At 65.9% G+C, this 21,303-nt stretch carries 16 protein-coding genes; 6 read left to right on the top strand and 10 right to left on the bottom strand.

Annotated elements, in window-relative coordinates:
• The first annotated feature begins 114 nt into the window (after positions 1-114).
• Complete coding sequence (locus tag K2O51_RS03170) at positions 115-1,164, top strand: patatin-like phospholipase family protein (RefSeq protein ID WP_140949642.1); 1,050 nt, start codon at positions 115-117, stop codon at positions 1,162-1,164.
• A gap of 27 nt (positions 1,165-1,191) precedes the next feature.
• Here K2O51_RS03170 and K2O51_RS03165 read toward each other — a convergent pair whose 3' ends face one another.
• Together K2O51_RS03165 and K2O51_RS03160 are read right to left on the bottom strand one after the other, a co-directional pair.
• Positions 1,192-1,806 carry an HD domain-containing protein gene (locus tag K2O51_RS03165; RefSeq protein ID WP_011299765.1) on the bottom strand — a complete coding sequence of 205 codons (615 nt, stop codon included), beginning with the start codon at positions 1,804-1,806 and terminating at the stop codon, positions 1,192-1,194.
• A gap of 25 nt (positions 1,807-1,831) precedes the next feature.
• Entirely contained in the window at positions 1,832-5,248 is a 3,417-nt protein-coding gene (locus K2O51_RS03160; RefSeq protein WP_140949641.1) for an adenylate/guanylate cyclase domain-containing protein, read from the bottom strand.
• Positions 5,249-5,385: 137 nt separating this feature from the next.
• Between K2O51_RS03160 and K2O51_RS03155 the strand changes: the two genes are divergently transcribed.
• The 4 genes from K2O51_RS03155 (at position 5,386) to K2O51_RS03140 (ending at position 9,782) form a co-directional block, all read left to right on the top strand.
• Positions 5,386-6,876, top strand: coding sequence for an MATE family efflux transporter (locus tag K2O51_RS03155; RefSeq protein WP_140949640.1), 1,491 nt, complete (start codon positions 5,386-5,388; stop codon positions 6,874-6,876).
• Between the two features lie 423 nt (positions 6,877-7,299).
• Positions 7,300-7,761 carry a tripartite tricarboxylate transporter TctB family protein gene (locus K2O51_RS03150; RefSeq protein ID WP_011299768.1) on the top strand — a complete coding sequence of 154 codons (462 nt, stop codon included), beginning with the start codon at positions 7,300-7,302 and terminating at the stop codon, positions 7,759-7,761.
• A gap of 12 nt (positions 7,762-7,773) precedes the next feature.
• Positions 7,774-9,276 carry a tripartite tricarboxylate transporter permease gene (locus K2O51_RS03145; RefSeq protein ID WP_011299769.1) on the top strand — a complete coding sequence of 501 codons (1,503 nt, stop codon included), beginning with the start codon at positions 7,774-7,776 and terminating at the stop codon, positions 9,274-9,276.
• A 212-nt stretch (positions 9,277-9,488) separates the two neighbouring features.
• Complete coding sequence (locus K2O51_RS03140; RefSeq protein ID WP_011299770.1) at positions 9,489-9,782, top strand: helix-turn-helix transcriptional regulator; 294 nt, start codon at positions 9,489-9,491, stop codon at positions 9,780-9,782.
• An 81-nt stretch (positions 9,783-9,863) separates the two neighbouring features.
• On the opposite strand, the gene K2O51_RS03135 is transcribed toward K2O51_RS03140, so the two are convergent.
• From K2O51_RS03135 to K2O51_RS03100, 8 genes are all read right to left on the bottom strand, one after another.
• Positions 9,864-10,658: a DUF4397 domain-containing protein gene (locus K2O51_RS03135; protein WP_011299771.1), complete on the bottom strand. Its 795-nt coding sequence runs from the start codon at positions 10,656-10,658 to the stop codon at positions 9,864-9,866.
• Between the two features lie 268 nt (positions 10,659-10,926).
• Positions 10,927-11,961: a response regulator gene (locus K2O51_RS03130; RefSeq protein WP_041680394.1), complete on the bottom strand. Its 1,035-nt coding sequence runs from the start codon at positions 11,959-11,961 to the stop codon at positions 10,927-10,929.
• A 92-nt stretch (positions 11,962-12,053) separates the two neighbouring features.
• Entirely contained in the window at positions 12,054-13,079 is a 1,026-nt protein-coding gene (gene cheB, locus K2O51_RS03125) for a chemotaxis response regulator protein-glutamate methylesterase (RefSeq protein ID WP_011299773.1), read from the bottom strand.
• The gene (locus K2O51_RS03120) at positions 13,076-15,367 is read right to left on the bottom strand and encodes a hybrid sensor histidine kinase/response regulator (protein WP_011299774.1); all 2,292 of its coding nucleotides are present in this window, start codon (positions 15,365-15,367) and stop codon (positions 13,076-13,078) included. Before K2O51_RS03120 ends, cheB begins: the two co-directional genes overlap by 4 nt.
• Positions 15,364-16,041: a chemotaxis protein CheW gene (locus K2O51_RS03115; RefSeq protein ID WP_011299775.1), complete on the bottom strand. Its 678-nt coding sequence runs from the start codon at positions 16,039-16,041 to the stop codon at positions 15,364-15,366. Before K2O51_RS03115 ends, K2O51_RS03120 begins: the two co-directional genes overlap by 4 nt.
• 2 nt (positions 16,042-16,043) lie before the next feature.
• On the bottom strand, positions 16,044-17,294 hold the full coding sequence (locus K2O51_RS03110) for a CheR family methyltransferase (protein WP_220630478.1): 1,251 nt from the start codon (positions 17,292-17,294) through the stop codon (positions 16,044-16,046).
• On the bottom strand, positions 17,291-17,779 hold the full coding sequence (locus K2O51_RS03105; protein WP_220630477.1) for a chemotaxis protein CheW: 489 nt from the start codon (positions 17,777-17,779) through the stop codon (positions 17,291-17,293). Before K2O51_RS03105 ends, K2O51_RS03110 begins: the two co-directional genes overlap by 4 nt.
• A 27-nt stretch (positions 17,780-17,806) precedes the next feature.
• On the bottom strand, positions 17,807-19,477 hold the full coding sequence (locus K2O51_RS03100; RefSeq protein WP_181184397.1) for a methyl-accepting chemotaxis protein: 1,671 nt from the start codon (positions 19,475-19,477) through the stop codon (positions 17,807-17,809).
• 203 nt (positions 19,478-19,680) lie between these two features.
• Here K2O51_RS03100 and K2O51_RS03095 point away from each other — a divergent pair, with 203 nt between their 5' ends.
• On the top strand, positions 19,681-21,009 hold the full coding sequence (locus K2O51_RS03095) for a putative bifunctional diguanylate cyclase/phosphodiesterase (RefSeq protein WP_011299779.1): 1,329 nt from the start codon (positions 19,681-19,683) through the stop codon (positions 21,007-21,009).
• Positions 21,010-21,303 lie beyond the last annotated feature (294 nt).

Raw genomic sequence — 21,303 nt, 5'->3', positions numbered from 1 at the left:
TCTACGAAAACGGGTCGCGTCGGAGCCACGTCCTCCGGCGCATTGCCGGAACCCCGGGGCGAGGCAGGGCAGCAGGGTACCTCCGTGCCCCGGCCGCATACCAGGAGCCACGCCATGGATGGAAACACGGGCAGTCGTGCCGGCGGCGAACGGAAACCGATCGCACTGGCTCTGCAGGGCGGTGGCATGCACGGTGCGTTCACCTGGGGCGTGATTGACCGGCTCCTGGAGGATGGCAGGCTCGAGATCGAAGGCATCAGCGCCACAAGTGCCGGCGCCATGAATGCCGCCGTGCTCGCCTACGGCATGCTAAAAGGGGGGCCAGACGGCGGCCGCCAGGCGCTACATGACTTCTGGGAGGCCATCGCGAGTTCGGCCGAACGCTACAGTCCGTTTCGCTGGGTGCCGTCGTGGATGAAGGGCGGCCATAGCTTCGGCCTGGACAGTTCGCCGCTGTATGCGATGGCGGACATGGTGCTGCGCATCATGTCGCCATACCAGTTCAACCCGCACAACATGAACCCGCTGCGGGACGTACTGGCCAGCCAAGTGGATTTCGAAGCATTGCGCCGCCAGTGCCCGTGCCATCTGTTCCTGTGCGCGACCAATGTGGAGACGGGGAAGATACGCCTCTTCACCGGCCCGGAACTGTCCATCGAGGCCGTGCTGGCGTCCACCTGCCTGCCCACGCTGTTCCAGTCCGTGACCGTGGATGGCCAGCACTACTGGGACGGCGGCTACGTCGGCAATCCGGCCATTTTTCCGCTGATCTACCAGTGCAAGACGCACGATGTCGTGATCGTCCATATCAATCCGATCGTGCGTCCGGGCGTGCCGCGCAGCGCCGCTGATATCCTCAACCGCGTCAACGAGGTCAGCTTCAATTCGTCGCTGATGCGCGAGATGCGCGCCATTGCCTTCGTGACGTCGCTGATCCAGCAGGGCAAGGTCGACCGGGCCGAGATGAAGGAGATGCGCATCCATTCGGTCCGCAATGACGAGACCATGGCCGCGCTCAGCGTTTCGAGCAAGTACAACGCGGACTGGAAGTTCCTGTGCTCGCTGCGCGACAAGGGGCGCGACCATGCCGGCACGTGGCTCGAGCACAATTACGAGCACGTCGGGCAGCGGTCCAGCGTGGACATCAGCGGAGAATTTCTCTGAGCGTTTGCCTCGGTGCGTTTGCACTGCTCAGCCCGGCGCGGGCTGCGCCAGCCGCAACGCAAGATTGCGCCGCGCCGCCGCCTCGTAGCGGTCGTGGAACAGGTCGGTGTGGTAGAGGCGAGGGCGCGTCAGCAGCCTGCTCAGGTACTTGCGCTCGGCCTTGTCGTAAGCGGTGTCGTCCAGGTCGGGACGTTCGGCGCGCAGCAGCTTCGCGTTGCGGCGAAAGCGGGCGTTGTGGCTGCCCAGGGTCGCCAGGTCGATGTCCACCGTAAAGCAGCCGGCAGGGTCGGACGGTACGCGCATGTGCGTGGTGTCCAGGATCATGGCGGCAATGCGATCCGCCTCGGCGATCTGGCCGTCGGCCCGGCCCAGGAACCATTGCGCGCTGCGCGCCTCGTTGTCGGATGCACCCGGTACATAGATCACGTCATGGCACCAGAGTGCCAGCTCCACCGTGTCGACGTCCGGAATCCGCGTGTGTCCCCAGTCGAGGTCGCGCAGGCAGCGGCGCACGTGGTACAGGGTGTGGTAATACCTTCCCGGTCCCTCGTAATACTGTGCCAGCTCTTGGTACGTATCCTGCGCGCGGCGGCCGCCGCAGCGCGACCACAATGATTCGAAGCGGGTCTGGATCCGGTTCATGCGCGTTCTCCGCGGCGGCTGCCGTTCAGCCGACCTCGTCCAGAAAGGCCCGGGCCTGTTTCAGATCGAGCGTATCGAAGCCTTCGCGGAACACGCCATAGATGCCGGCTAGCACCTGGCGCGCGGCATCGGCCTTTCCCTTGCGGCGCCACAGCCGCGCGAGGCTTAGCGCCGCGCGCAGTTCGAGCGACCTGGCGCCCTGCTGGCGCGCCGTGGCGATGGCCTTGTGGAAGCAGTCTTCCGCCTCCTCGCAGGCCAGCGTGCCGTCGCCGGACTCGGCCAGGACCAGTTCTCCCTTCTGGCGCAGCAGGCCGGAAGCGTCGAGCCGTTCGCCGGTCTGTTCGGTGATCGACATGGCTTCATCCACCAGCGCCAGGCCGGTCCGGAAGTCGCCGGCCATGCTATGCGCATCGGCCAACAGCCCCAACAGGCTGGGTCTGGCCAGCGACGCGCCGGTGGCGGCGTAGGCGTCCAGTCCCTCCAGCATCAGGGCGATGCCCGCCTGGTGGATTCCGCGCTCGGCCATCGCCCAGCCCTGCAGCACTTTGCCCCATGCCAGGTAGATCGGAAAGCCCTGCTCGCCGGAAATGTCGGTGGCGGCTTCGGCGAACTCGCGTACCTGCTGCACCTCACGCCGGCACACGTGCACCTCGGCCGCAAAGATCAGGCAAAGGGCAAGGTTGAATGCGTCAGGGCGCTGCCGCGACAGCGCCAGGGCTTCCAGCGAGCGTGCGCGCGCCAGGTCCGGCAGACCCTGGTACCACAGGATCCACCCCAGCGTGGCCATGGCATGCACGGCCGGGTCGCGCCCATAGCCCAGCAGGAAATCATAGGAGGACTGGTCCGGCCGCTGTACGGTCAGCACCTGTTCCATGTGGTCGCGCGCAGCGCTGATCTGGCCCAGGCGGAAGGTCGTCGATCCCTGCACGCGATGCCCTTCGGCGAGCTGATCGGGCTTCTGCGAGCGTATGGCCATGCCGAGCAGCCGTCTGCCGAGCGGCAGCGACACGTTGTACTGCGCGCGCAGCTGGTAGAACGCCCATAACCCGAGCTGCGCGGAAAAGACCTGTGGCGTGGGCTCGCCCTGTTCGCACAGTGCCAGCGCGCGCCGGTAGTTGGCTTCGACCTCGGTGGCGGCCTGCCCGCGTGTCGCGATCAGCGCCGGTCCCAGCGTCAGCAGCAGCGAGAGTTCCTGCCGCAAGCGCTCGGGCGTGTCGGGCAGCCGCTTGAGCAGCGCAATGGCATCGCCAAGGTGGCCGATGGCTTCGGGCAGGGCAGAGCGTTCCAGCGCCTGCTGGCCGGCGTAGTGCAGGTATTCGATCGCCTTCGGCACATTGCCGCTGAGGCTGTAGTGGTGGGCGAGCTCGCCGCAGTAATCCTTGAGCCGGCCCGGAAACAGCGACTCGATCGCATGCGCGGTGCGCTCGTGCAGTGCGCTGCGCCGCTCGGTCAGCAGGCTGTGGCCAGCGACTTCCTGCGTCAGCCCATGCTTGAACGCGTATTCCACATCGGGGAAGGCCGGTTGCTCGTAGATGAAGTCCGCCGCCTGCAGTGCGGTCAGTAATGGCCGCAGCGCGTTGTCGTCTGCACCGGTGACATGGCGAATGAGGCTCAGCGAGAATTCCTTGCCGATGACCGCGAGCGTCTGCAGCAATTCCTTCTGCGCCACGGGCAAGCGGTCGATACGCGCGGCCAGCACGCCCTGCACGGTAGTAGGAATATGCAGCAGCGCGGGCGCCTGTTCGATGCGGAAACTGCCGGACACGCCCAGCAGTACCCCTTCCTCGGTCAGCGTCTGGACCACTTCCTCCATGAAGAACGGGTTGCCTTCGGTCTTGTCGAGGATCAGCCGCTTGAGCGGCACCAGGCTGCGATCGTCGCCGAGCAGCGCAGTCAGCAGTCCCTGTGCCTCGGCGGGGCCCAGTGGTTCGAGATGAAGCTGCGTATAGGCGCCCCGGCCGTGCCACTCGTGCGCATACTCGGGTCGGTAGTTCACCTGCAGCAGGATGCTGGCGGCTGGCACATGATCGACGAGGATATTGAGGAAGCCTTCGGTCTCGCTATCGAGCCACTGCAGGTCCTCGAAGATCAGGGCGAGCGGCTGGTTCTGGCTTTCGCGCACCAGCAGCTGCGCGATGGCTTCGAAGGTGCGCTGGCGCCGGATCGTGGCATCCATGGTCGGCAGCGTCGAGTCGGGATCGCTGCTGCCGAGCAGGTAGAGCAGGTAAGGCAGATGCGGTTCCAGCGAACGATCCAGCGTCAGCAGCCTGCCTGTGACCTTCTCGCGGCAGACGCGGTCGTTGTCCTGTGCCGCGACCTGAAAATAGTTCTTCAGCAGTTCGATTAGCGGCAGGTAGGCAAAGGCCTTGCCGTGCGAGACCGAGAACGTTTCCAGCACCAGGCAGCCTTGCCGCGATCTAGCCTTGAATTCGTGGAAGAGCCGCGACTTGCCTACGCCGGCCTCTCCGACCACGCCGACGATCTGCCCGCTGCCGGCCTTCGCCAGGTCGAGCGCGGCGTGCAATTGCTCCAGCTCTGCCTGGCGGCCCACGAACCGGGCCAGCCCGCGGTGCGCGGCCACCTGCAGGCGCGTGCGCAACGGGCCGAGTCCCAGTACCTCGTAGACTGGCAAGGGCTCGCGCACGCCCTTGACATGTGTGGTGCCGAGCGCCTTGAACTCGAAGTAACCCTCGGTGAGCTTGTGGGTCGACTCGCTGATCAGGATCGACGCCGGCGTGGCCACGCCTTCCATGCGCGAGGCGATGTGGATGGTATGCCCCACCGGGTCGTAGTCGGTGTGCAGGTCGTCCTTGCGGATCGAGCGCACCACGACTTCGCCGGTATGAATGCCAACCCGGATTTGCAAAGGGATGCCCAGCTCGAGCCGGACACGGTCGCTGTGGCGACGCATCGCCTCCTGCATGCGCAGTGCCGCATACAGGGCTCGCAGCGCGTGGTCCTCGTGAGCAATCGGCGCGCCGAACAGCGCGAGGATGCCGTCGCCGAGAAACTTGGCGACGTAGCCCTCATAGTGGTGCACGGCCTCCATCATCAGCGTGGCGACCGGGTCGATCAGGCGCCGGGCTTCCTCCGGGTCCAGGTCTTGCGTGAGTGCCGTGGAACCAGCCATGTCGGCGAACAGCGCCGTGATCGTCTTGCGTTCGCCCGCGGCTTCCCCGCGCGCTTCCATGGCCGCGCGTTCGGCAAGAATGCGCTCGGCAAGGTGGGGTGGGGTGTATTGGACCGGGGCGGCAACCTGGGCAGAAGCGGAAGGCTGCGAGGCGGCCAGGCCGGCCAGCGCGGCGCCGCAGCCGCGGCAGAATTTTGCAGTCGGGCCGGCGGGCTCGCCGCATTGCGGGCAGGTCCGTGGCAGCCCGGCACCGCACTCCTCGCAGAAGTTGGCCTTTGCGAGGTTCTCGAACCCGCAATTTGTGCAGCGCATATAGCCTCCTGCCGCCCTGGTCTGCCCGAGCCCGGCTTTATCCATTAGACGCGCGATCCGGGCGGTTGGCAAGGCACGCAACGCGAGCCGTCGGGATCGCGTATGCTGGCAGGCTAACCTGTTTGCGCAAGGACGCTATGAAGCCTGATGCCAGACTCACCACCGGCCCTATCGGCCGGACCCTGCTGATGTTTTCGCTGCCGGTGCTTGGCAGCAACATCCTGCAGTCGCTCAATGCTTCGATCAATTCCGTCTGGGTCGGGCGCTATCTTGGCGAAGCCGCGCTCACCGCCACATCAAACGCCAACATCATCCTGTTCTTCCTGCTGGGCGTGGTGTTCGGCATCAGCATGGCCAACACCATCATGATCGGGCAGGCGGTCGGCGCGCGCGACCTGGGTGAGGCGCGTGCGATCGTCGGCACCAGCACCACGTTCTTCGTGCTGTTGTCCGTGGCCGCATCGATCTTCGGCTTCATCTTCACCCCGGACATCCTGGCGGCGATGCAGACCCCGCACGATGCCGCGCCGCTGGCCGTGACGTACCTGCGCATTATCTTCGTTGCGCTGCCGTTCATGTACTTCTACAACTTCGTCATGATGACGCTGCGTGGCGCCGGCGATTCGCGCACGCCGTTCTACTTCATGCTGTTGTCGGCGGTGCTCGACGTGGTGCTCAATCCGTTGCTGATTTTCGGCGTGGGACCGCTGCCTGCGCTCGGCATCGCGGGCTCGGCGCTGGCCACGCTGATCGCGCAGCTCACGAGCCTTGTCGCGATGATTGCGTTGCTTTATCGCCGCCGCCATTTCCTGCTGCTGCACCGCGAACAACTGGCGCTGCTGAAGCCGGACCCGGCCATCATCCGCGCGCTGGTGGCCAAGGGCTTGCCGATGGGTTTGCAGATGGTGGTGATCTCGTCGTCGGCGATCGTGATGATGTCGCTGGTCAATGCCTACGGGTCGCAGACGACTGCTGCATACGGTGTGGCATCCCAGCTTTGGACGTACGTGCAGATGCCAGCGCTGGCGGTCGGTGCGAGTGTTTCATCCATGGTCGCGCAAAACGTCGGCGCGGGCCTGTGGCATCGCGTCACGCGCATCACGCGCGTGGGTCTGCTGTTCAACCTGGCAATGACTGGTGCGCTGGTCGGTCTCGTCTACCTGTTCGACCGCAACTCGCTCGGCCTGTTTCTCGGCACGGACAGCGTGGCCATCGGCATCGCGCAGCATATCAACCTCATTGTGCTGTGGTCGTTCATCCTGTTCGGCTTCACCATCGTGATCTTCGGCACGGTGCGCGCCACGGGTGCCGTCATGGCGCCGCTGGTCATCCTGTTCCTGTCGATGTGGGTGATCCGATTGCCGTTTGCATGGAGCGTTGGCAAGAACTGGGGTGCCGATGCGATCTGGTGGAGTTTTCCGCTGGGTTCCGTCGTGTCGGTCGCGCTGGCGGCTGGCTACTATCGCTTAGGCAACTGGCGCGCGAGCCATATCCTGCCCGTGCCGGCCCATGCGCCTGAGGCAGTGGGGCAGGCGCCTGATACCAGCATGGGCACGCCGTGCGAGGACGCCGGCCCGGTATCCGAAGCGGACGACATGCCGCCCCGAACCGTGGAAACCGTACGTTGAAAGGGAATCGAAAGATCGGCATGGCATCGTTGCGTCCGCTGCCGTTTTCCGCGGCACGGATGCACTCGTTCGCTGGTCCGCCGGTGGCATTCGCACCTACACGTTTTCCTTCCTGATACCGCGCCGATGCCGCATGGCAACGGCGCGCGTCTGTTGTTGTTCCTGTCTTCCTTCTTCGCTGTTTCTGCTGCCACACGAATGCATCATGGCGTGATGTATTCGTGTGCGAACTCGCATGCCTGGTTGGTTTCATCGTGGCGCATCGGTGAATACCCCTAATCCAACACAAATGAAAGGAGGCTGAAAGATCCCGTCTTTAAGGTTCCGATCAACCGTCGGGGCATGCGTTTGCATGCAGCACTCCGCGACTGAGCCAAGGCGCGGCACCGGCACGGCATTTTGTGAACTTTGAGGAGAATCGTTTTGCGCATACGTAGCCAAAAGGACTTTGCCTCCGGCCTGATGTTTATTCTGGTCGGTCTGGGCTTTTCCTGGGTCGCACGCGGCTATTCCATGGGAACCGCCGCGAAAATGGGGCCCGGATACTTTCCATTCCTGCTCGGGCTGGTCCTGGCCGTGCTCGGCGCGCTGGTGCTGATCTCGTCGCTGTCGAGCAAGGGCGAGCAAGACCACCTCGCACGCTGGGACCTGAAGACGCTGCTGTGGATTCTCGGCTCGGTCGTGCTGTTCGGCCTGCTGCTCAAGCCGCTCGGCATGGTGCTTTCCGTGTTCGTGCTGGTGCTGGTGTCGTCGATGGCCAGCCACGAGTTCAGCTGGAAGGGGGCGCTGCTCAACAGCGTCGTGCTGGTCCTGATCAGCCTCGGTGCCTTCGTGTACGGCATCAACCTGCAGATGCCGGTGTGGCCTGCATTCATCACCGGTTAAGGGAGCGCCGAGATGGAATTGATTGAACACCTTTCACTGGGATTCTCGACGGCGCTGTCGCTGCAGAATCTCGCCTATGCGTTCCTGGGCTGCGTGCTCGGGACGCTGATCGGCGTGCTGCCGGGCCTGGGGCCGCTGGCCACCATCGCCATGCTGCTGCCGGTGACGTACACGCTGCCGCCGGTGGCCGCACTGATCATGCTGGCCGGTATTTATTACGGCGCACAGTACGGTGGCTCGACCACCGCGATTCTGGTGAACCTGCCCGGTGAATCGTCGTCGGTGGTGACCACCATCGATGGCTACCAGATGGCACGACGAGGACGAGCAGGGGTGGCGCTGGCCACATCCGGCCTCGGCTCGTTCTTCGCCGGCTGCGTGGCCACGCTGATCCTGGCCGCGTTCGCCACGCCGCTGTCGGAACTGGCCTTCAAGTTCGGCCCCGCCGAGTACTTCTCGCTGATGGTGCTGGGCCTGATCGGTGCCGTGGTGCTGGCTTCGGGCTCGCTGCCCAAGGCGGTCGCGATGATCGTGCTGGGCCTGCTGATGGGCCTGATCGGTACCGACGTGAACTCGGGCGCGGCGCGCTTCTCGTTCGACGTGCCCGAACTGACTGACGGCATCGACTTCGTCGCGCTGGCAATGGGTATGTTCGGTTTCGCGGAAATCATCGCAAACCTCGAGCAGAAGGAAGCCCGCGAAACCTTCACCGACGCGGTGACCAATCTCTGGCCGACCAAGGACGACTTCAAGCGCATGGCGCCTGCCGTGCTGCGCGGCACGCTGCTGGGCTCGGCACTGGGTATCCTGCCAGGCGGTGGTGCGGCGCTGGCTTCGTTCGCGGCTTACTCGCTGGAGAAGAAGACCTCGAAGTACTCGCACGAGTTCGGCAAGGGCGCCATTGAAGGCGTGGCAGGTCCGGAATCGGCCAACAACGCCGCGGCACAGACCTCGTTTATCCCGCTGCTGACGCTGGGCATTCCGCCGAACGCGGTGATGGCGCTGATGGTTGGTGCCATGACCATCCACAACATCCAGCCCGGCCCGCAGGTGATGACCAGCAACCCGGCGCTGTTCTGGGGCCTGATCGCCTCGATGTGGATCGGCAACCTGATGCTCATCGTCCTGAACCTGCCGATGATCGGCATCTGGGTGAAGCTGCTGACCGTGCCGTATCGCTTCCTGTACCCGGCCATTCTCGTGTTCTGCGGCATTGGCGTGTACTCGGTCAACAACCAGACCTTCGATGTGTTCATGGCTGCCGGCTTCGGCGTGATCGGCTACCTGTTCCTGAAGCTCAAGTGCGAACCCGCTCCGCTGCTGCTGGGTTTCGTGCTGGGACCGATGATGGAAGAGAACTTCCGCCGTTCGCTGCTGTTGTCGCGTGGTGACTTCACCGTGTTCGTAACCCGTCCGCTGTCGATGGGCCTGCTGATCGCTGCTGCGGCACTGGTCGCTGTGGTGGCCCTGCCGTCGATCAAGGCCAAGCGCGAGGAAGCGTTCCAGGAGGAGTAGCCCCCCAAGCGCTCCGGAGCCGCGCCGCCCGACGGTGGCGTGCATACGCAAGCATTCGGGGTGCCTTCGTGCACCCCGTTTTTTCTTGCAGCGGAGCAAGTCTCCGCGACGATGGACCAAGAAGAGAGTGCCCGACTGCGGTTGCAGTCATGGGCCGCGCAAGATGAACAGTGACTCCGCTCCGTGACGGGGTGGGAGCTTCGCCAGCGCCCATGAAATCGCCTTCCCTTGACCGGGTCTTTTCCCGGATTTTTATCCTCAAGCTCGTACATGCGAGCCCGTCGACCGTGATGAACCTGGTCGACCGCTTGCGTGAGTATGGGATCGAACTGAACATCCGCTCGCTGCGGCCGATCCTGCGCAGCCTGATGATCGCGCGTGCGATTACGGCTGAGTTGGTGGAAGGCAGTGGCCGGGTGTATTGCATCACTGACAGCGGTCGCGACGAGCTTGATCGCTATCTGTCGCATCTGGATGTTCTTAAGAGGGATGGTGGGGTGGAATGATTGATCCGACCCGCAGTTCGGCGAGGCACCACAAAAAAGAGGCCCGCATTCGCGGGCCTCTTGCTTTTCAAGTCAACAACATCACTGCGATGGCTGCGTCACCAGTTCCAACCCAGCCTGCGACTCATCATCACCGCGTGCAACCAGCACCTTGATGCGGTTCGGCAGCGTGGCCTTGATGCCGTCCACCGGAAGCGTGGTAATCAGCCAGTCGGCATTGTTAGCCAGCGTCAGCGTGCCGGAATCGAAGATCACCGTCTTGCTGCCCGCCGTCGTGATACGCAGACGGTAGGTGCCACCGTTCAGGTCGATGGAGTCCTGGCCGGATGCCGGCACGGCAGACTTGAACGCGACAGCCGCGAACGTCGGCGTTACCGAGTTCAGGTCGACAGCCGGTGTCGTCAGGTAGATATCCACGTTCTGCGCATTGAACGATGCGTTGAGCGCGCGTACTCGTGCCTTGTCCGAAAAGAGTCCTTTCTCGAACGGATCATCGATCTGCACGACGTCCGCGGCGCTTTCGCTGCCCGGCATGGCTACCGCAGTGTACTTGTGGCCCGTATGGGTGTTGATGGTTGCCCGGCCGAGTTCAGTGCTCGTGCCGGCCACGTTGAACGAAAAGAGCTGGTTCCCTTCGTCAACGCTGCGGTAGGTCGACACGAACTTGTAGGGCTCGTTCAGCAGATTGGTCTTCGCGCCGTTCTGCAGAACGTCGACATTCGGGCCTCCCGGTATGGCATGGATCACTCGCACAGTCGGCTTGCTGAGGCCAACGCGGGCGGCCACACCATCATCGCCGCCTCCACCGCAAGCCGAGAGGGCTGCCGTAGCGGCAATCGCGAGGCTGAGAACAATACTGGTCTTTAAGCGGAACATAGTGTCACCTCTTCCGTTGCGTTGTATCAGGAGCGAGAGGCAGCACGGCCGCGCCAATGCGGCGGCTGCAGGAGGCAGGGCGTGCCAACAGGCCGATGAGACTTTTGCTTAATGCGTGTGGCCTTATTGCAACGATAGGAAGGAACTTTGGGAGGAGGCAGGCGCGGACCTCCGAAATCGGTGTCGGAGGATTCCGACAGGAGGATCGGCTAGCGGTGTTCCTGCCGGGCGACAGGAACAGCGAATCAATAAACGGCTCAGCGTCCCGCTATGCTCTGGGCCACGCCATGACCACCTGGTTGCGCCCGTTCCGCTTGGCTTCGTACAGCCCCGCATCCGCAACTTCCACCAGCCGGCTGCTCGGTTGGCCGTCTTCCGGCACGAGCACCGCGGCGCCGATGCTGACGGTCAGGAAGCCGCCGGTGTCCGCGCCGCTGTGCGCGATGCCGAGCGATTCAATCGCGCGCCTGACTTTCTCCGCAAACAGTCGCGCACCGCCTGGCGACGTGGACGGAAGGACCATCGAAAATTCCTCGCCACCAAAGCGCGCAGGCAGGTCGGCCGGGCGCGAACAATTGTCGCGCAGCACAGCGGCCACGCGCCGCAGGACTTCGTCGCCGGCTACATGCCCGTACGTATCGTTGTAGGCTTTGAACGCGTCCACGTCGATCATCAGCAGCGCGAGCTGGCTCTGCTCGCGCTGGGCTCGCTTCCATTCCGCGTTCAGGTACTCGTCGAAATAGCGCCGGTTGGACAGCCCCGTGAGCCCGTCCGAGTTGGTGAGCCGCTGCAGTTCGAGATTGGTTTCGAGCAGTTGCTGCTGGCTTTGCCGCAACGCGCGATAGGCCTCGTCACGCTGCAGCAGGTTCAGGTACGAGCGCGAGTGATAGCGGATGCGCGCAACCAGTTCGATGCTGTCCGGCAGTTTCACCAGATAGTCGTTGGCGCCAGCGGAAAACGCCGCGCTTTTCATCGCCGCTTCTTCCTTGGTGGATAGCACGATGATCGGGATGTCGCGCGTGGCCGCGTTGTCGCGGTAGCGGCGCACCAGTGTCAGGCCGTCCACGCCTGGCATGACCAGATCCTGCAGGATCACGGTCGGGCGGGTGCGCTCGGCGACGGCGACAGCATCGTCCGGCGTCGCACAGTAGTGGAAATCGATGTCCGGCTCTGAGGCCAGTGCGCGGCGTACGGCCTCGCCAATCATCGCCTGGTCGTCCACCAGCAGCACCATGACGGGATAGCTGTTGGCTGCGGGGGTGTCGGTGATAGCGGTGATGGCAGTGTTATCGGGTTGTTGCATGCTGGCTTCCTTGATGGCTCGGCCCCAAACGTCCTGGTTGAGCATCGGCGATCTGTGTCGTCTCGTTGATATCGGTTTTCTTGCTGCGCCTGTCAGCCCGGCGGCGGGCGCACGCTGCAGCAGGCCTGCACCAGGCGCGGCGCAATGGCCGTGAGCGGCAGGATCTCGCTGGCGGCGCCCATCGCTGCGGCTGCCTTGGGCATGCCATAGACGGCGCTGGTGGCCTGGTCCTGCGCGATGGTCAGGCAACCATGGTCGCGCATGGCCTTGAGGCCGCTGGCGCCGTCGCGGCCCATGCCGGTCAGCAGTACGCCGATGGCCTGTCCGCGCCAGTACTCCACCACGCTTTCGAAGAACACGTCGATGGACGGCCGATACAGATATTCGCTGGGCTGTTCGGTATAGGCCATGCGGTTTGACCCTAGCAGCCGCAGATGATTGTTGGTGCCCGCGATGAGTACCGTGCCGGCCTGTGGAGTTTCGCCCGGCGCCGCCACGCGTACCGGCAGCGCGCACTGGCTGTCGAGCCAGTCGGCCATGCCGGGAGCGAACGCTTCATCGACGTGCTGGACGGCGACCACCGCCGCGCAAAAGTCGGCGGGCAGGGCGCCAAGCAGCTTGGCCAGCGCCGCCGGCCCGCCTGCCGAGGCGCCGATGGCTACCAGGCGCGATGCCGCCAATGTGCCCGGCATTTCCGTGATGGCAGGGCGCGGTGCCGCACGGCCGGCGACCAAGCGCCCGATATTGCGCATCTTGCGCAGCAGCGGCCCCGCGGTCAGCTTGGCGTCGGACTCGGTCAGCGTGGGGGTGTCCACGGCGTCGATCGCGCCGTGGCCCATGGCGTCGAACACCTGCGTGGCGTTGCGGCCGAGGTCGGTCGTGACCACGACGATGGGGCACGGCGTGGCCGCCATGATGCGGCGCGTGGCTTCGACGCCGTCCATCACCGGCATCAGCAGGTCCATCAGGATCACGTCGGGCGTATGGGAGGCGGCGAGCTGTACCGCCTGCTCGCCATCGCCGGCGACCCAGACGATCTCGAACGCCGGGTCCAGCGCAATCGCGCGGCGCAGCGCGGCGACAGCCAGTGCCGAATCGTTGACGATGCCGACTTTCATGTGCTTGCCTCGCCGATCAGGTCGTGCACTGCGTCGAGCAGCGCAGCGTCGTGGAAACTGCCTTTGGCCAGGTAGTAATCCGCGCCGGCTTCCAGGCCGCGCTGGCGGTCCTGTTCGCGGTCCTTGTACGACACGACCATAACCGGCAACTGCTGCATGCGGGGTTCCTTGCGGATCAGTGTGACAAGCTCGATGCCGTCCATACGCGGCATGTCGATGTCCGTAATGACGAGATCGAATGGCTCGGCGCGCAGCACGTTCCAGCCGTCCATGCCATCGACGGCGACCGCGACGTCATAGCCGCGGCTGGCCAGCAGCTTGCGCTCCAGCTCGCGCACGGTGAGCGAGTCGTCGACGACCAGCACGCGCTTGCGCCGAACTTGCGCGATTGCCGTGCCGGTCTGGCGTACGTGCTCGATGCGCCCGTCGGTGACGAGTTTCTCCACCGAGCGTACGAGATCGTCCACATCGAAGATCAGCACTGGCGTGCCGTCGTCGGTCAGCGCACCAGCGGCGATGTCCTTGATCTTGCCAAGCGCCGGCGCAAGCGGCTGGACCACCAGCAGGCGCTCGCCGAGCATGCGGTCCACGGCAATGCCATAGACGCGCTCCTGTTCGCCGATGATGACGACGGGGATGTGGTCGCCATCGAGCGGATGTTCCGGACGCTGCAGCACCTGCGCGGCGCTGACCAGCCCTACCGCGCGGCCGGTGTACTGGAAATGCTGGTGGCTTTCGGTCTGCGCCACGTCGTGCCGGGGTACCGATGCCGCGCTCAGCACATGGCCGAGCGGAAACGCATACGCTTCGCCGGCCACTTCCACGAGCAAGGCGCGCACGACTGACAGCGTAAGCGGCAGTTCGAGGTGAAACTGCAGGCCGCCGCCCGGCGACTGCGCCAGCCGCAGGCTGCCGCGAACGCGGCGCACCATTTCCTGCACGGCATCCAGTCCGACGCCGCGTCCCGATACTTCGGACACGGTCTCGCGCATGCTGAAGCCGGGCAGCAGCAGGAACTCAAGAAGTTCAGCCTCTGACAGCCGCGCCGCGGTGTCCTCGCTGGCCAGGCGCCTGCGCACGATGGCCTGGCGCAGGGCGGCGAGATCGACGCCGGCACCGTCGTCGCCAATTTCGATCACCAGCCGGCCTGCATTGTGGCGCGCCTGCAGCAGGATGCGCCCCTCGGCGGGCTTGCCCTGCGCGACACGGACATCGGATGGCTCGATGCCATGGTCGACAGCGTTGCGCAGCAGGTGCGCCAGCGGCGCATCCAGTGCTTCAAGGATGTCGCGGTCGACCTGCGTGCCGGCGCCGACCAGTTCGAGGTGCGCCGCCTTGCCGAGCGAACGCGCGAGGTCGCGCACCATGCGCGCATAGCCGGCCAGCCCATCGGACAGCGGCCGCATGCGGCAGGCGAGAGCGGTGTCATAGAGCCGCCGCGCGAGGCGCGCGGTGCGGTGCTCGTACTGGTCCAGTTCTTCCTGCCGTTGCGACAAGTGTTGCGCGCCGTCTTCGAGCAACTGCCGTGCATCGGACAAGGCCGCCATGGCGCCTGCATCGGCGCCGCTGCCGGCCAGCGCATCGCGCAGTGTGTCGAGTGCCTGCAGCGCGCGCGCCTGTTGGCGACGCGCCTGCAGCATGGCCTTGGCGAACGGGCGCAGCCAGTGCGATTCGACCATGGCTTCACCGGACAACGCGAGCAACTGGTCGAGCGATTCGGCGCCGACGCGCAGCATGCGCTCCTGTTGCTCGGGGCCGGTTGCCGCCGATGGCATCGATGGCGGCGAGGGTGCCAGCGCGTCGGCCACAGGAAGCACAGGAAGCGACGGCGGTTCAGGCTCTGCGACGGATACGGGCGGAGCAACGGGTGCTGTGGGCAAGTTTCCGCCCGGCAGCGCCTGCAGGCGTTGCACCACGGCATCGATCTGGGTACGTCCTTGACGATCCGCCCAGGCCGGATCGCCATCGGGTGGCTGGCCGATGCGCTGCAGCAGGTCGGTGCCTTGCAGCAAGGCGTCGATATGCGCGGCGCTCAGCGGCATGCCGCCCTGCGCGGCTACCAGGCAGTCTTCCATCGCATGAGCAAGGCGCACACCGCCGTCGAGCCCGACAATGCGCGCCGCGCCCTTGATGGAATGCGCCGCACGCATGCAGGCATCGAGATGGCTTGCCGCAGCGGGGTCGCGCTCCAGCGCGAGCAGGCCTGCATTGAGGACTTCGGCCTGGGACTCGGCCTCTAGCGCAAACAGTTCCAGCAGCGAGGCGTCGCGCAACTGGTCGGCATTCATGCAAGGCTCCGTGTCAGTGCCTGGCGCACCAGCGCGGCGTCAAGCAGGCCCACGTTGCGGCCCTGGTCTTCGAACAACGCCTGGCTGTAGCGCGTGGACGCCCTGGCCAGCGTGGCCGGCAGCGGCAGCAGCGCGTTGTTGCGCAAGCGGCGTACGCCACTGACTTCGGCCACTGGCAGTGCAATGGCACCGCGGCCTTGCCCCAGCACCAGGAAGCGCTGCCCTTGCCGGGCGCCTGCCTGCGTATCGGATTCCTCCCCGGTGCCGAACAACCGAGCCAGCGACAGACAGGCCAACAGGCTGCCGCGCACGCTCGCCACGCCCAGCACGGCGGCGTCGCGGCGGTGCGGGAGCGAGTGCACGGGGCATGGCGCTGTGACTTCGCCAATGGCCTCTGTGGGCAGGGCCAGCCATTCTTCTCCGACGCGGAAGATCAGGCAGGACAAGCCCGACCCTGCAGGCTCGGCGTCCGGCTCGCTGTGCGGGCGGGCGACGGGAAGCCCGGTCATCGCCTGCCCATCGAGCAGCGCCGTGGCGGCGCGCGAATAGGTCGGGCAGTTGCGGCAATGGATATGCGTCGCGAGCAGCGTGCAACTGCCGTCGCCACGGACGCCGATGCGGCGCCAGCAATCGTCGATCTGCACGTTGGCGGGAAGGGTTTGAGCGTCGGCCATGGCTAGGCGGTACGGGTATGGCGCTGCGCGCGCTGGCGCAGGCGCGCGGCGCCGGCGTGGTCGCCCTCGGTATCGAGCAGCGCGGCCAGATGATGGAGGGCTTCCTGATGGCCCGGGTCAAGGTAGATCGCGCGGCGATATGCGTCGCGCGCGCTCGACGTGAGGCCGGCCGCGTCGTGGAGCACGCCGAGCATGCAGCAGGCATCGGCGCTCGGGCCCTGGATGGCAATCAGTGCTTCGCACGCAGCGGTGGCGGCTGCGAGGTCGCCGCGGTCGGCAAGCGCCGAGATGCGAGCGAGCGGGGTAGGCGTCGGGGCAGCGGCGCGCGGCGCGCGAACCGGCGCAGGCTCGCGCACGGCCGGCGCTGGTTGCACACGCAGCGAAACCGGGCGCGGCGGCATGCCGGCAGGCGCCGGTGCGGCGCTGGCTTGCAGCGGTTGCTCGCTCCGTGCTTCGCCAGGCGTTGCCTTGCGAAACGCAAAGGCCAGCGGCACGCCGGCGGAGGGCAACCCTTGCGCGCTCAGCAGGCTCGCTTCAGCAGGGCCGACGAAGATCATGCCGTCGCTCGCGGTCAGCCGCGCCAGCGTTTGCACGGCACGCCGCTGCACGTCGGCATCGAAATAGATCAGCAGGTTGCGGCAGAACACGAAATCGTACGGTGCCTCGCCGGCCAGCAGGTTTGCGTCGACGATGTTGCCGAGCCGCAGCTGCACCAGCTCGCGCACGCGCGCATCCAGCGCATATCCTCCCGGACACGGCGTGAAGTAGCGCTCGCGGAAATCGAGCGGCGCGCCGCGAAACGCGTTGCTGCCGAAAATGCCGGCGCGCGCGCGGGCCAGCGCGCGCGCGCTGATATCCAGCGCGTCGATGCGAAAGCGCGCCGCCGGAATGCCAGCATCGAGCAGGGCCATCGCGATGGAATACGGCTCCTCACCGCTGGCGCAGGGCAGGCTCAGCACGCGTAAGTGCCGCGCGTGGTCGCCAAACACGCGCTCGGCGGCAAAGCGGCCAAGGGCCATCAATGCTTCTCTGTGCCGGAAGAACCAGGTTTCCGGAACCACCACGGCTTCGATCAGCGCCTGGAACTCGTCCGGCTGGCTGTGGAGCAGGTTCCAGTAGGCCGCCTCGTCGTGCGCCTGCAGCGCGGCCTGGCGCTCGCGCAGTGCGCGTTCGAGCGCGCCGGGTCCGATGGACCGCGCGTCAAGTCCGATGCGGGCCCTGAGCAGTGCTTCGATATGGGTGGCCGTGCTCATGGCGCGGATGCCTGGCAGACGTCGCGCGCCGCATCGAACAGATTGGCGTGGACGTCATCGGGCAGCAAGGCGTTGACCCGCACCCATTGCACCAGGCCGCGCTGTTCGTCGTGGCGTACCGGCCCGAGGTAGCGCGCCGTGCCGGCATCGATGCCGGTGTCGACGAACGACTCCGGCTCGCAACGCAGGGTCTCGGTGGCGTGCTCGAGGCGCAGCCCGAGCAGGCGTGGCGCGTCACCAGGTGTGCGGCGGTAGTGGACCAGCACGGTGCGCGTACTCGTGCGCAGTGCCGCGGGCACGCCCGTGGCGAGCGCGCGCAGGTCGATCACCGGCACGGATTGACCCTGGCGCGACAGCACCCCCGCCACCCATGTGGGGCTGCCGGGAATCTGCTTGAGCGCGGTCAGGGGCAGGACCTCGGCGACCTCGGTCGCATCCAGCGCATAGTGGTCATGGCCCAGCCGGAACAGCAGGAACAGTTTCATCGGCGCGTGGCCTCCCGCTCCACGGCGCTAGACCTTGAAGCGCGACACGCCGCTGCGCAGCTCGTTGGCCACCAGCGTCAGCTCGTCGATGGCCTGGCTCGACTGGCGCAGCGACTCGACCGTCTGCTGCGCGGCTTCGGAAAGCTGCATGAGCGCCTGGTTGATCTGCTCGGCGCCGCCAGCCTGTGCCTGCATGCCTTCATTGACCATCAGCACGCGGGGCGCGAGCGACTGCACCTGCCCGATGATCTGCGACAGCTGGTCGCCGACCTGGGTCACGTCGGACATGCCGCGGCGCACCTCTTCCGAAAACTTGTCCATGCCCATCACGCCCGCGGCGACGGCGGACTGGATCTCGCGCACCATCTGTTCGATGTCGTAGGTGGCAACAGCAGTCTGGTCGGCCAGCCGGCGGATTTCGGTGGCGACCACCGAAAAGCCGCGCCCGTATTCGCCGGCCTTTTCGGCCTCGATGGCGGCGTTGAGCGAAAGCAGGTTAGTCTGGTCCGCCACCTTGGCGATCGTCGTGACCACCTGGTTGATATTGCCGGCCTTTTCGTTGAGCGTGGCGAGCTTGGCATTGACCGAGCCAGCCGCGTCCATCACGTGCTGCATGGTGGCTTCCATGCGCGACAGTCCGACCTGGCCGGTACCCGCCAGCCCGGCGGTCTGCTCGGCCGCGTTAGACACCTCGTTGATGGTGCGGACCAGGTCGCGCGCGGTGGCGGAGATCTCGCGCGACGTGGCGCCGATCTGCGTCGTGGTGGCGGCGGTTTCGGTGGCCGTGGCCTGCTGCTGGCGGGCGGTCGCCGCAATCTCGTTGACCGAGGTGGTGACCTGGATTGCCGAGCGCTGTGCCTGGCCGACCAGCGAGGTCAACTCGCCCGTCATCTGGTTGAAGCCTTGTTCGACGTCCTGGAACTCGTCGCCGCGGCCCAGCGCCATGCGCAGGCGCAGGTCGCCGCCGCGGATGCCGGCCAGCAGGCCGACGATGGAGCGCATCGGCACGGTAATAGCGCGCAGCAGCAGGTAGCCGCAGATGGCCGACATGGCGACTGCCACGAGCAGGGCGACTTCGATGCCGATCTTGGCCGAACTGACGGCCGCATTGATGCCGTGCGCGGCCTTCTCGTTCACCGCGTTGTTGTCATCCACCAGGGTCTGGGCGAGCCTGCGCACTTCCGCCCAGTGCTGGTTCGCCTCGCCGCGCAGCAGCGCTTCGGCTGCCTCGCCACCCTTCCAGCTCGCGGATTGCGTGAGCGGCAGCGCCAGCTGGTCGTACCGGCTGCGCGCCGCCTTGTACTGGTTGAAGGTGGCGCGGTCGTTGTCACGCGTGATGGTGCTCTCGTATTGCTGCTCGAGCCGGTCCAGCCGCTGGCGGACTTCGGCGCTTTGCTGCTGGTACCCCTGGCGCTGGCTCTCGGTGCCGGCTTTGACCGTCTCCCAGGCGAGGACATAGACCTCGCCCCAGGCGCCGCGGATGCCGGTGCTGTAGTTCAGGCCCGGCAAGGCGTCCTTGAGCATCAGATTGGTTTCCCGTTCGATTGCCGACAGCCGGTTGTAGGCCACTACTCCCATCAGCGCCATGACCAGCAGGATGAAGGTAAAGCTTGCCAGGATGCGCGTTCGGATAGTCCAGTGGTTCAAGGTTCGGTTCCCGTTTCCGTTCTTTTTCAAAGGCAGCCGCGACGGCCTCATCGCCGGCTGCGTGGCGATGCGCGGTAGGGTACTGTAACGCCGGAGGCGTTTCAACGCCGGGGGCCGGTCGAACGCCGGGCGTTGCTAGGCTGCATTGGTGCGCGGGCCGGTTTGCCGGAAGCGCTTGCTTTTTTTATGGTTTTCGTCACACTTCCAGAATCGCAGATCTGGTAACAATGTCGATAATCGCAAATGAGGCAGGGATGGTGGCCAAGTCGGGGGCGAAGGCGGCTGGCGCTTCGCCAGACGGGGAGACCGATCCGCTGACCGGGGTCGGGAATCGCCTGGGATTCCTAAAACGGCTGGAGGCACGCCTGCATAGCGAGGCAGTGCCCCGCTGCGCATTGCTGCTGATCGGCATTGACGATTTCCGCGCCTTCAACGACATGCACGGCCATGCCGAGGGCGATCTGATCCTGCAGGGCGTGGCACGCCGGCTGCGCGATGCTTCCCCGCGCGATGCCGTGATCGGCCGTATCGGCAGCGACGAGTTCTCGGTGTTGCTGCCGTCCATTTCCGATCCGACCCTGGTGCGGCACGTCGGCGCCGCCATCCTTTCCATGCTGACCGCGCCGCACGAGCACAGCGGGCGCCGCCACCACGTGCTCGCCAGCGTCGGCGCATGCGTGATGCCGGCGGCCGGCGATCTTGCGTCGGACGCGCTCGCGGCCGCCAGCCTGGCGCTGGCCCGCGCCAAGCATGACGGCGGACGCACCATCCGGTTTTTCAAGCCGCAGATGCGGCAGGACGTGACCACGCGGCTGTCGCTGGTCCAGGCCCTGCACGAAGCGTATGCGCAGCGGCAGTTCGAACTGCACTACCAGCCTCAGGTCGATCTGCGCACCGGCCATATCCACGGAGCCGAGGCGCTGCTGCGCTGGCGCCATCCGACCCGCGGCCTGCTCGCGCCGGCCAGTTTTATCGATGCCCTGGCGGCCAGCAGCGTGGCCAGCGACGTCGGCATGTGGCTGCTGCAGACCGCCTGCGCGCAGGCGCGTGCCTGGTCGCTGACGCTGCCGCAGGCGCCGCGCGTGGCCATCAACCTGTTCGCGGCCCAACTGGCCGAAAGCCGGCTGGTGACCGAGGTGCGCCACGTCCTGCGCTCGCTCGAACTGCCGCCGGCCGGCCTGGAGATCGAGATCACGGAGACCATCGCTCTGCAGCAGGGCGACGAGGTGTCCGACCAGCTCCAGGCTCTGCGGCGCGACGGCGTGACCCTGACCTGCGATGACTTTGGCACGGGCTACGCCTCGCTGAGCTTCCTCAAGTCGTTCCCGGTCGATCGGCTCAAGATCGACCAGTCCTTCGTGCGCAACGTGACGCAAGACCCAGTGGACGCCGCCATCGTACGGTCCGTGATCAACGTCGGGCAAAGCCTGCAGATCGGCGTGGTGGCCGAGGGCGTGGAAACGGTCGAGCAGCGAGACTTCCTGCTGGCCAATGGCTGTTGGGAGGCGCAGGGCTACCTGTATGGGCGGCCGATGCCAGCCGAGCGCCTTACGGAGCACTTGCGGGAGCAGTCTGGGAATTGAGGAAAGGGGGGCATGCCGGGCCAATAGGGGCGCCACATTCGGCCGCCTGAACTGCCGGCAGAGAACGGCCGGCACAGAGCGGCCGTGACTGGCGGAGTTGTTTCCACCTTTGACTTCCCGCGGCGCAGCTGACGCCATCCGCACTGCGATTCCCCGCACCCGTCCTGCCTCCGCAGCGCAGCCGCGGCCGCCATGCCCCGTTCAGGGGAAATACCCGCTTACAAAGTCTTGTCCGCGCAGGACATCCCCAAGCGTTGGGCCATGTATGGTGACATCAGGCGGCTGTCCGCCGTC

The sequence above is a fragment of the Cupriavidus pinatubonensis genome (assembly GCF_019602855.1).
Lineage (GTDB): Bacteria > Pseudomonadota > Gammaproteobacteria > Burkholderiales > Burkholderiaceae > Cupriavidus > Cupriavidus pinatubonensis.
This window is presented reverse-complemented; position numbering and strand designations above follow the sequence as displayed.

Excerpts from the sequence above, each read along its gene's own strand:
- K2O51_RS03135 (WP_011299771.1), bottom strand. The coding sequence starts at position 10,658 with ATGTTCCGCTTAAAGACCAGTATTGTTCTCAGCCTCGCGATTGCCGCT.
- cheB (WP_011299773.1), bottom strand. The coding sequence starts at position 13,079 with ATGAAAGTCGGCATCGTCAACGATTCGGCACTGGCTGTCGCCGCGCTG.
- K2O51_RS03100 (WP_181184397.1), bottom strand. The coding sequence starts at position 19,477 with ATGAGGCCGTCGCGGCTGCCTTTGAAAAAGAACGGAAACGGGAACCGA.
- K2O51_RS03120 (WP_011299774.1), bottom strand. The coding sequence starts at position 15,367 with ATGAATGCCGACCAGTTGCGCGACGCCTCGCTGCTGGAACTGTTTGCG.
- K2O51_RS03110 (WP_220630478.1), bottom strand. The coding sequence starts at position 17,294 with ATGAGCACGGCCACCCATATCGAAGCACTGCTCAGGGCCCGCATCGGA.
- K2O51_RS03165 (WP_011299765.1), bottom strand. The coding sequence starts at position 1,806 with ATGAACCGGATCCAGACCCGCTTCGAATCATTGTGGTCGCGCTGCGGC.
- K2O51_RS03145 (WP_011299769.1), top strand. The coding sequence starts at position 7,774 with ATGGAATTGATTGAACACCTTTCACTGGGATTCTCGACGGCGCTGTCG.
- K2O51_RS03160 (WP_140949641.1), bottom strand. The coding sequence starts at position 5,248 with ATGCGCTGCACAAATTGCGGGTTCGAGAACCTCGCAAAGGCCAACTTC.
- K2O51_RS03130 (WP_041680394.1), bottom strand. The coding sequence starts at position 11,961 with ATGCAACAACCCGATAACACTGCCATCACCGCTATCACCGACACCCCC.
- K2O51_RS03170 (WP_140949642.1), top strand. The coding sequence starts at position 115 with ATGGATGGAAACACGGGCAGTCGTGCCGGCGGCGAACGGAAACCGATC.
- K2O51_RS03095 (WP_011299779.1), top strand. The coding sequence starts at position 19,681 with ATGGTGGCCAAGTCGGGGGCGAAGGCGGCTGGCGCTTCGCCAGACGGG.
- K2O51_RS03155 (WP_140949640.1), top strand. The coding sequence starts at position 5,386 with ATGAAGCCTGATGCCAGACTCACCACCGGCCCTATCGGCCGGACCCTG.
- K2O51_RS03115 (WP_011299775.1), bottom strand. The coding sequence starts at position 16,041 with ATGGCCGACGCTCAAACCCTTCCCGCCAACGTGCAGATCGACGATTGC.
- K2O51_RS03105 (WP_220630477.1), bottom strand. The coding sequence starts at position 17,779 with ATGAAACTGTTCCTGCTGTTCCGGCTGGGCCATGACCACTATGCGCTG.
- K2O51_RS03140 (WP_011299770.1), top strand. The coding sequence starts at position 9,489 with ATGAAATCGCCTTCCCTTGACCGGGTCTTTTCCCGGATTTTTATCCTC.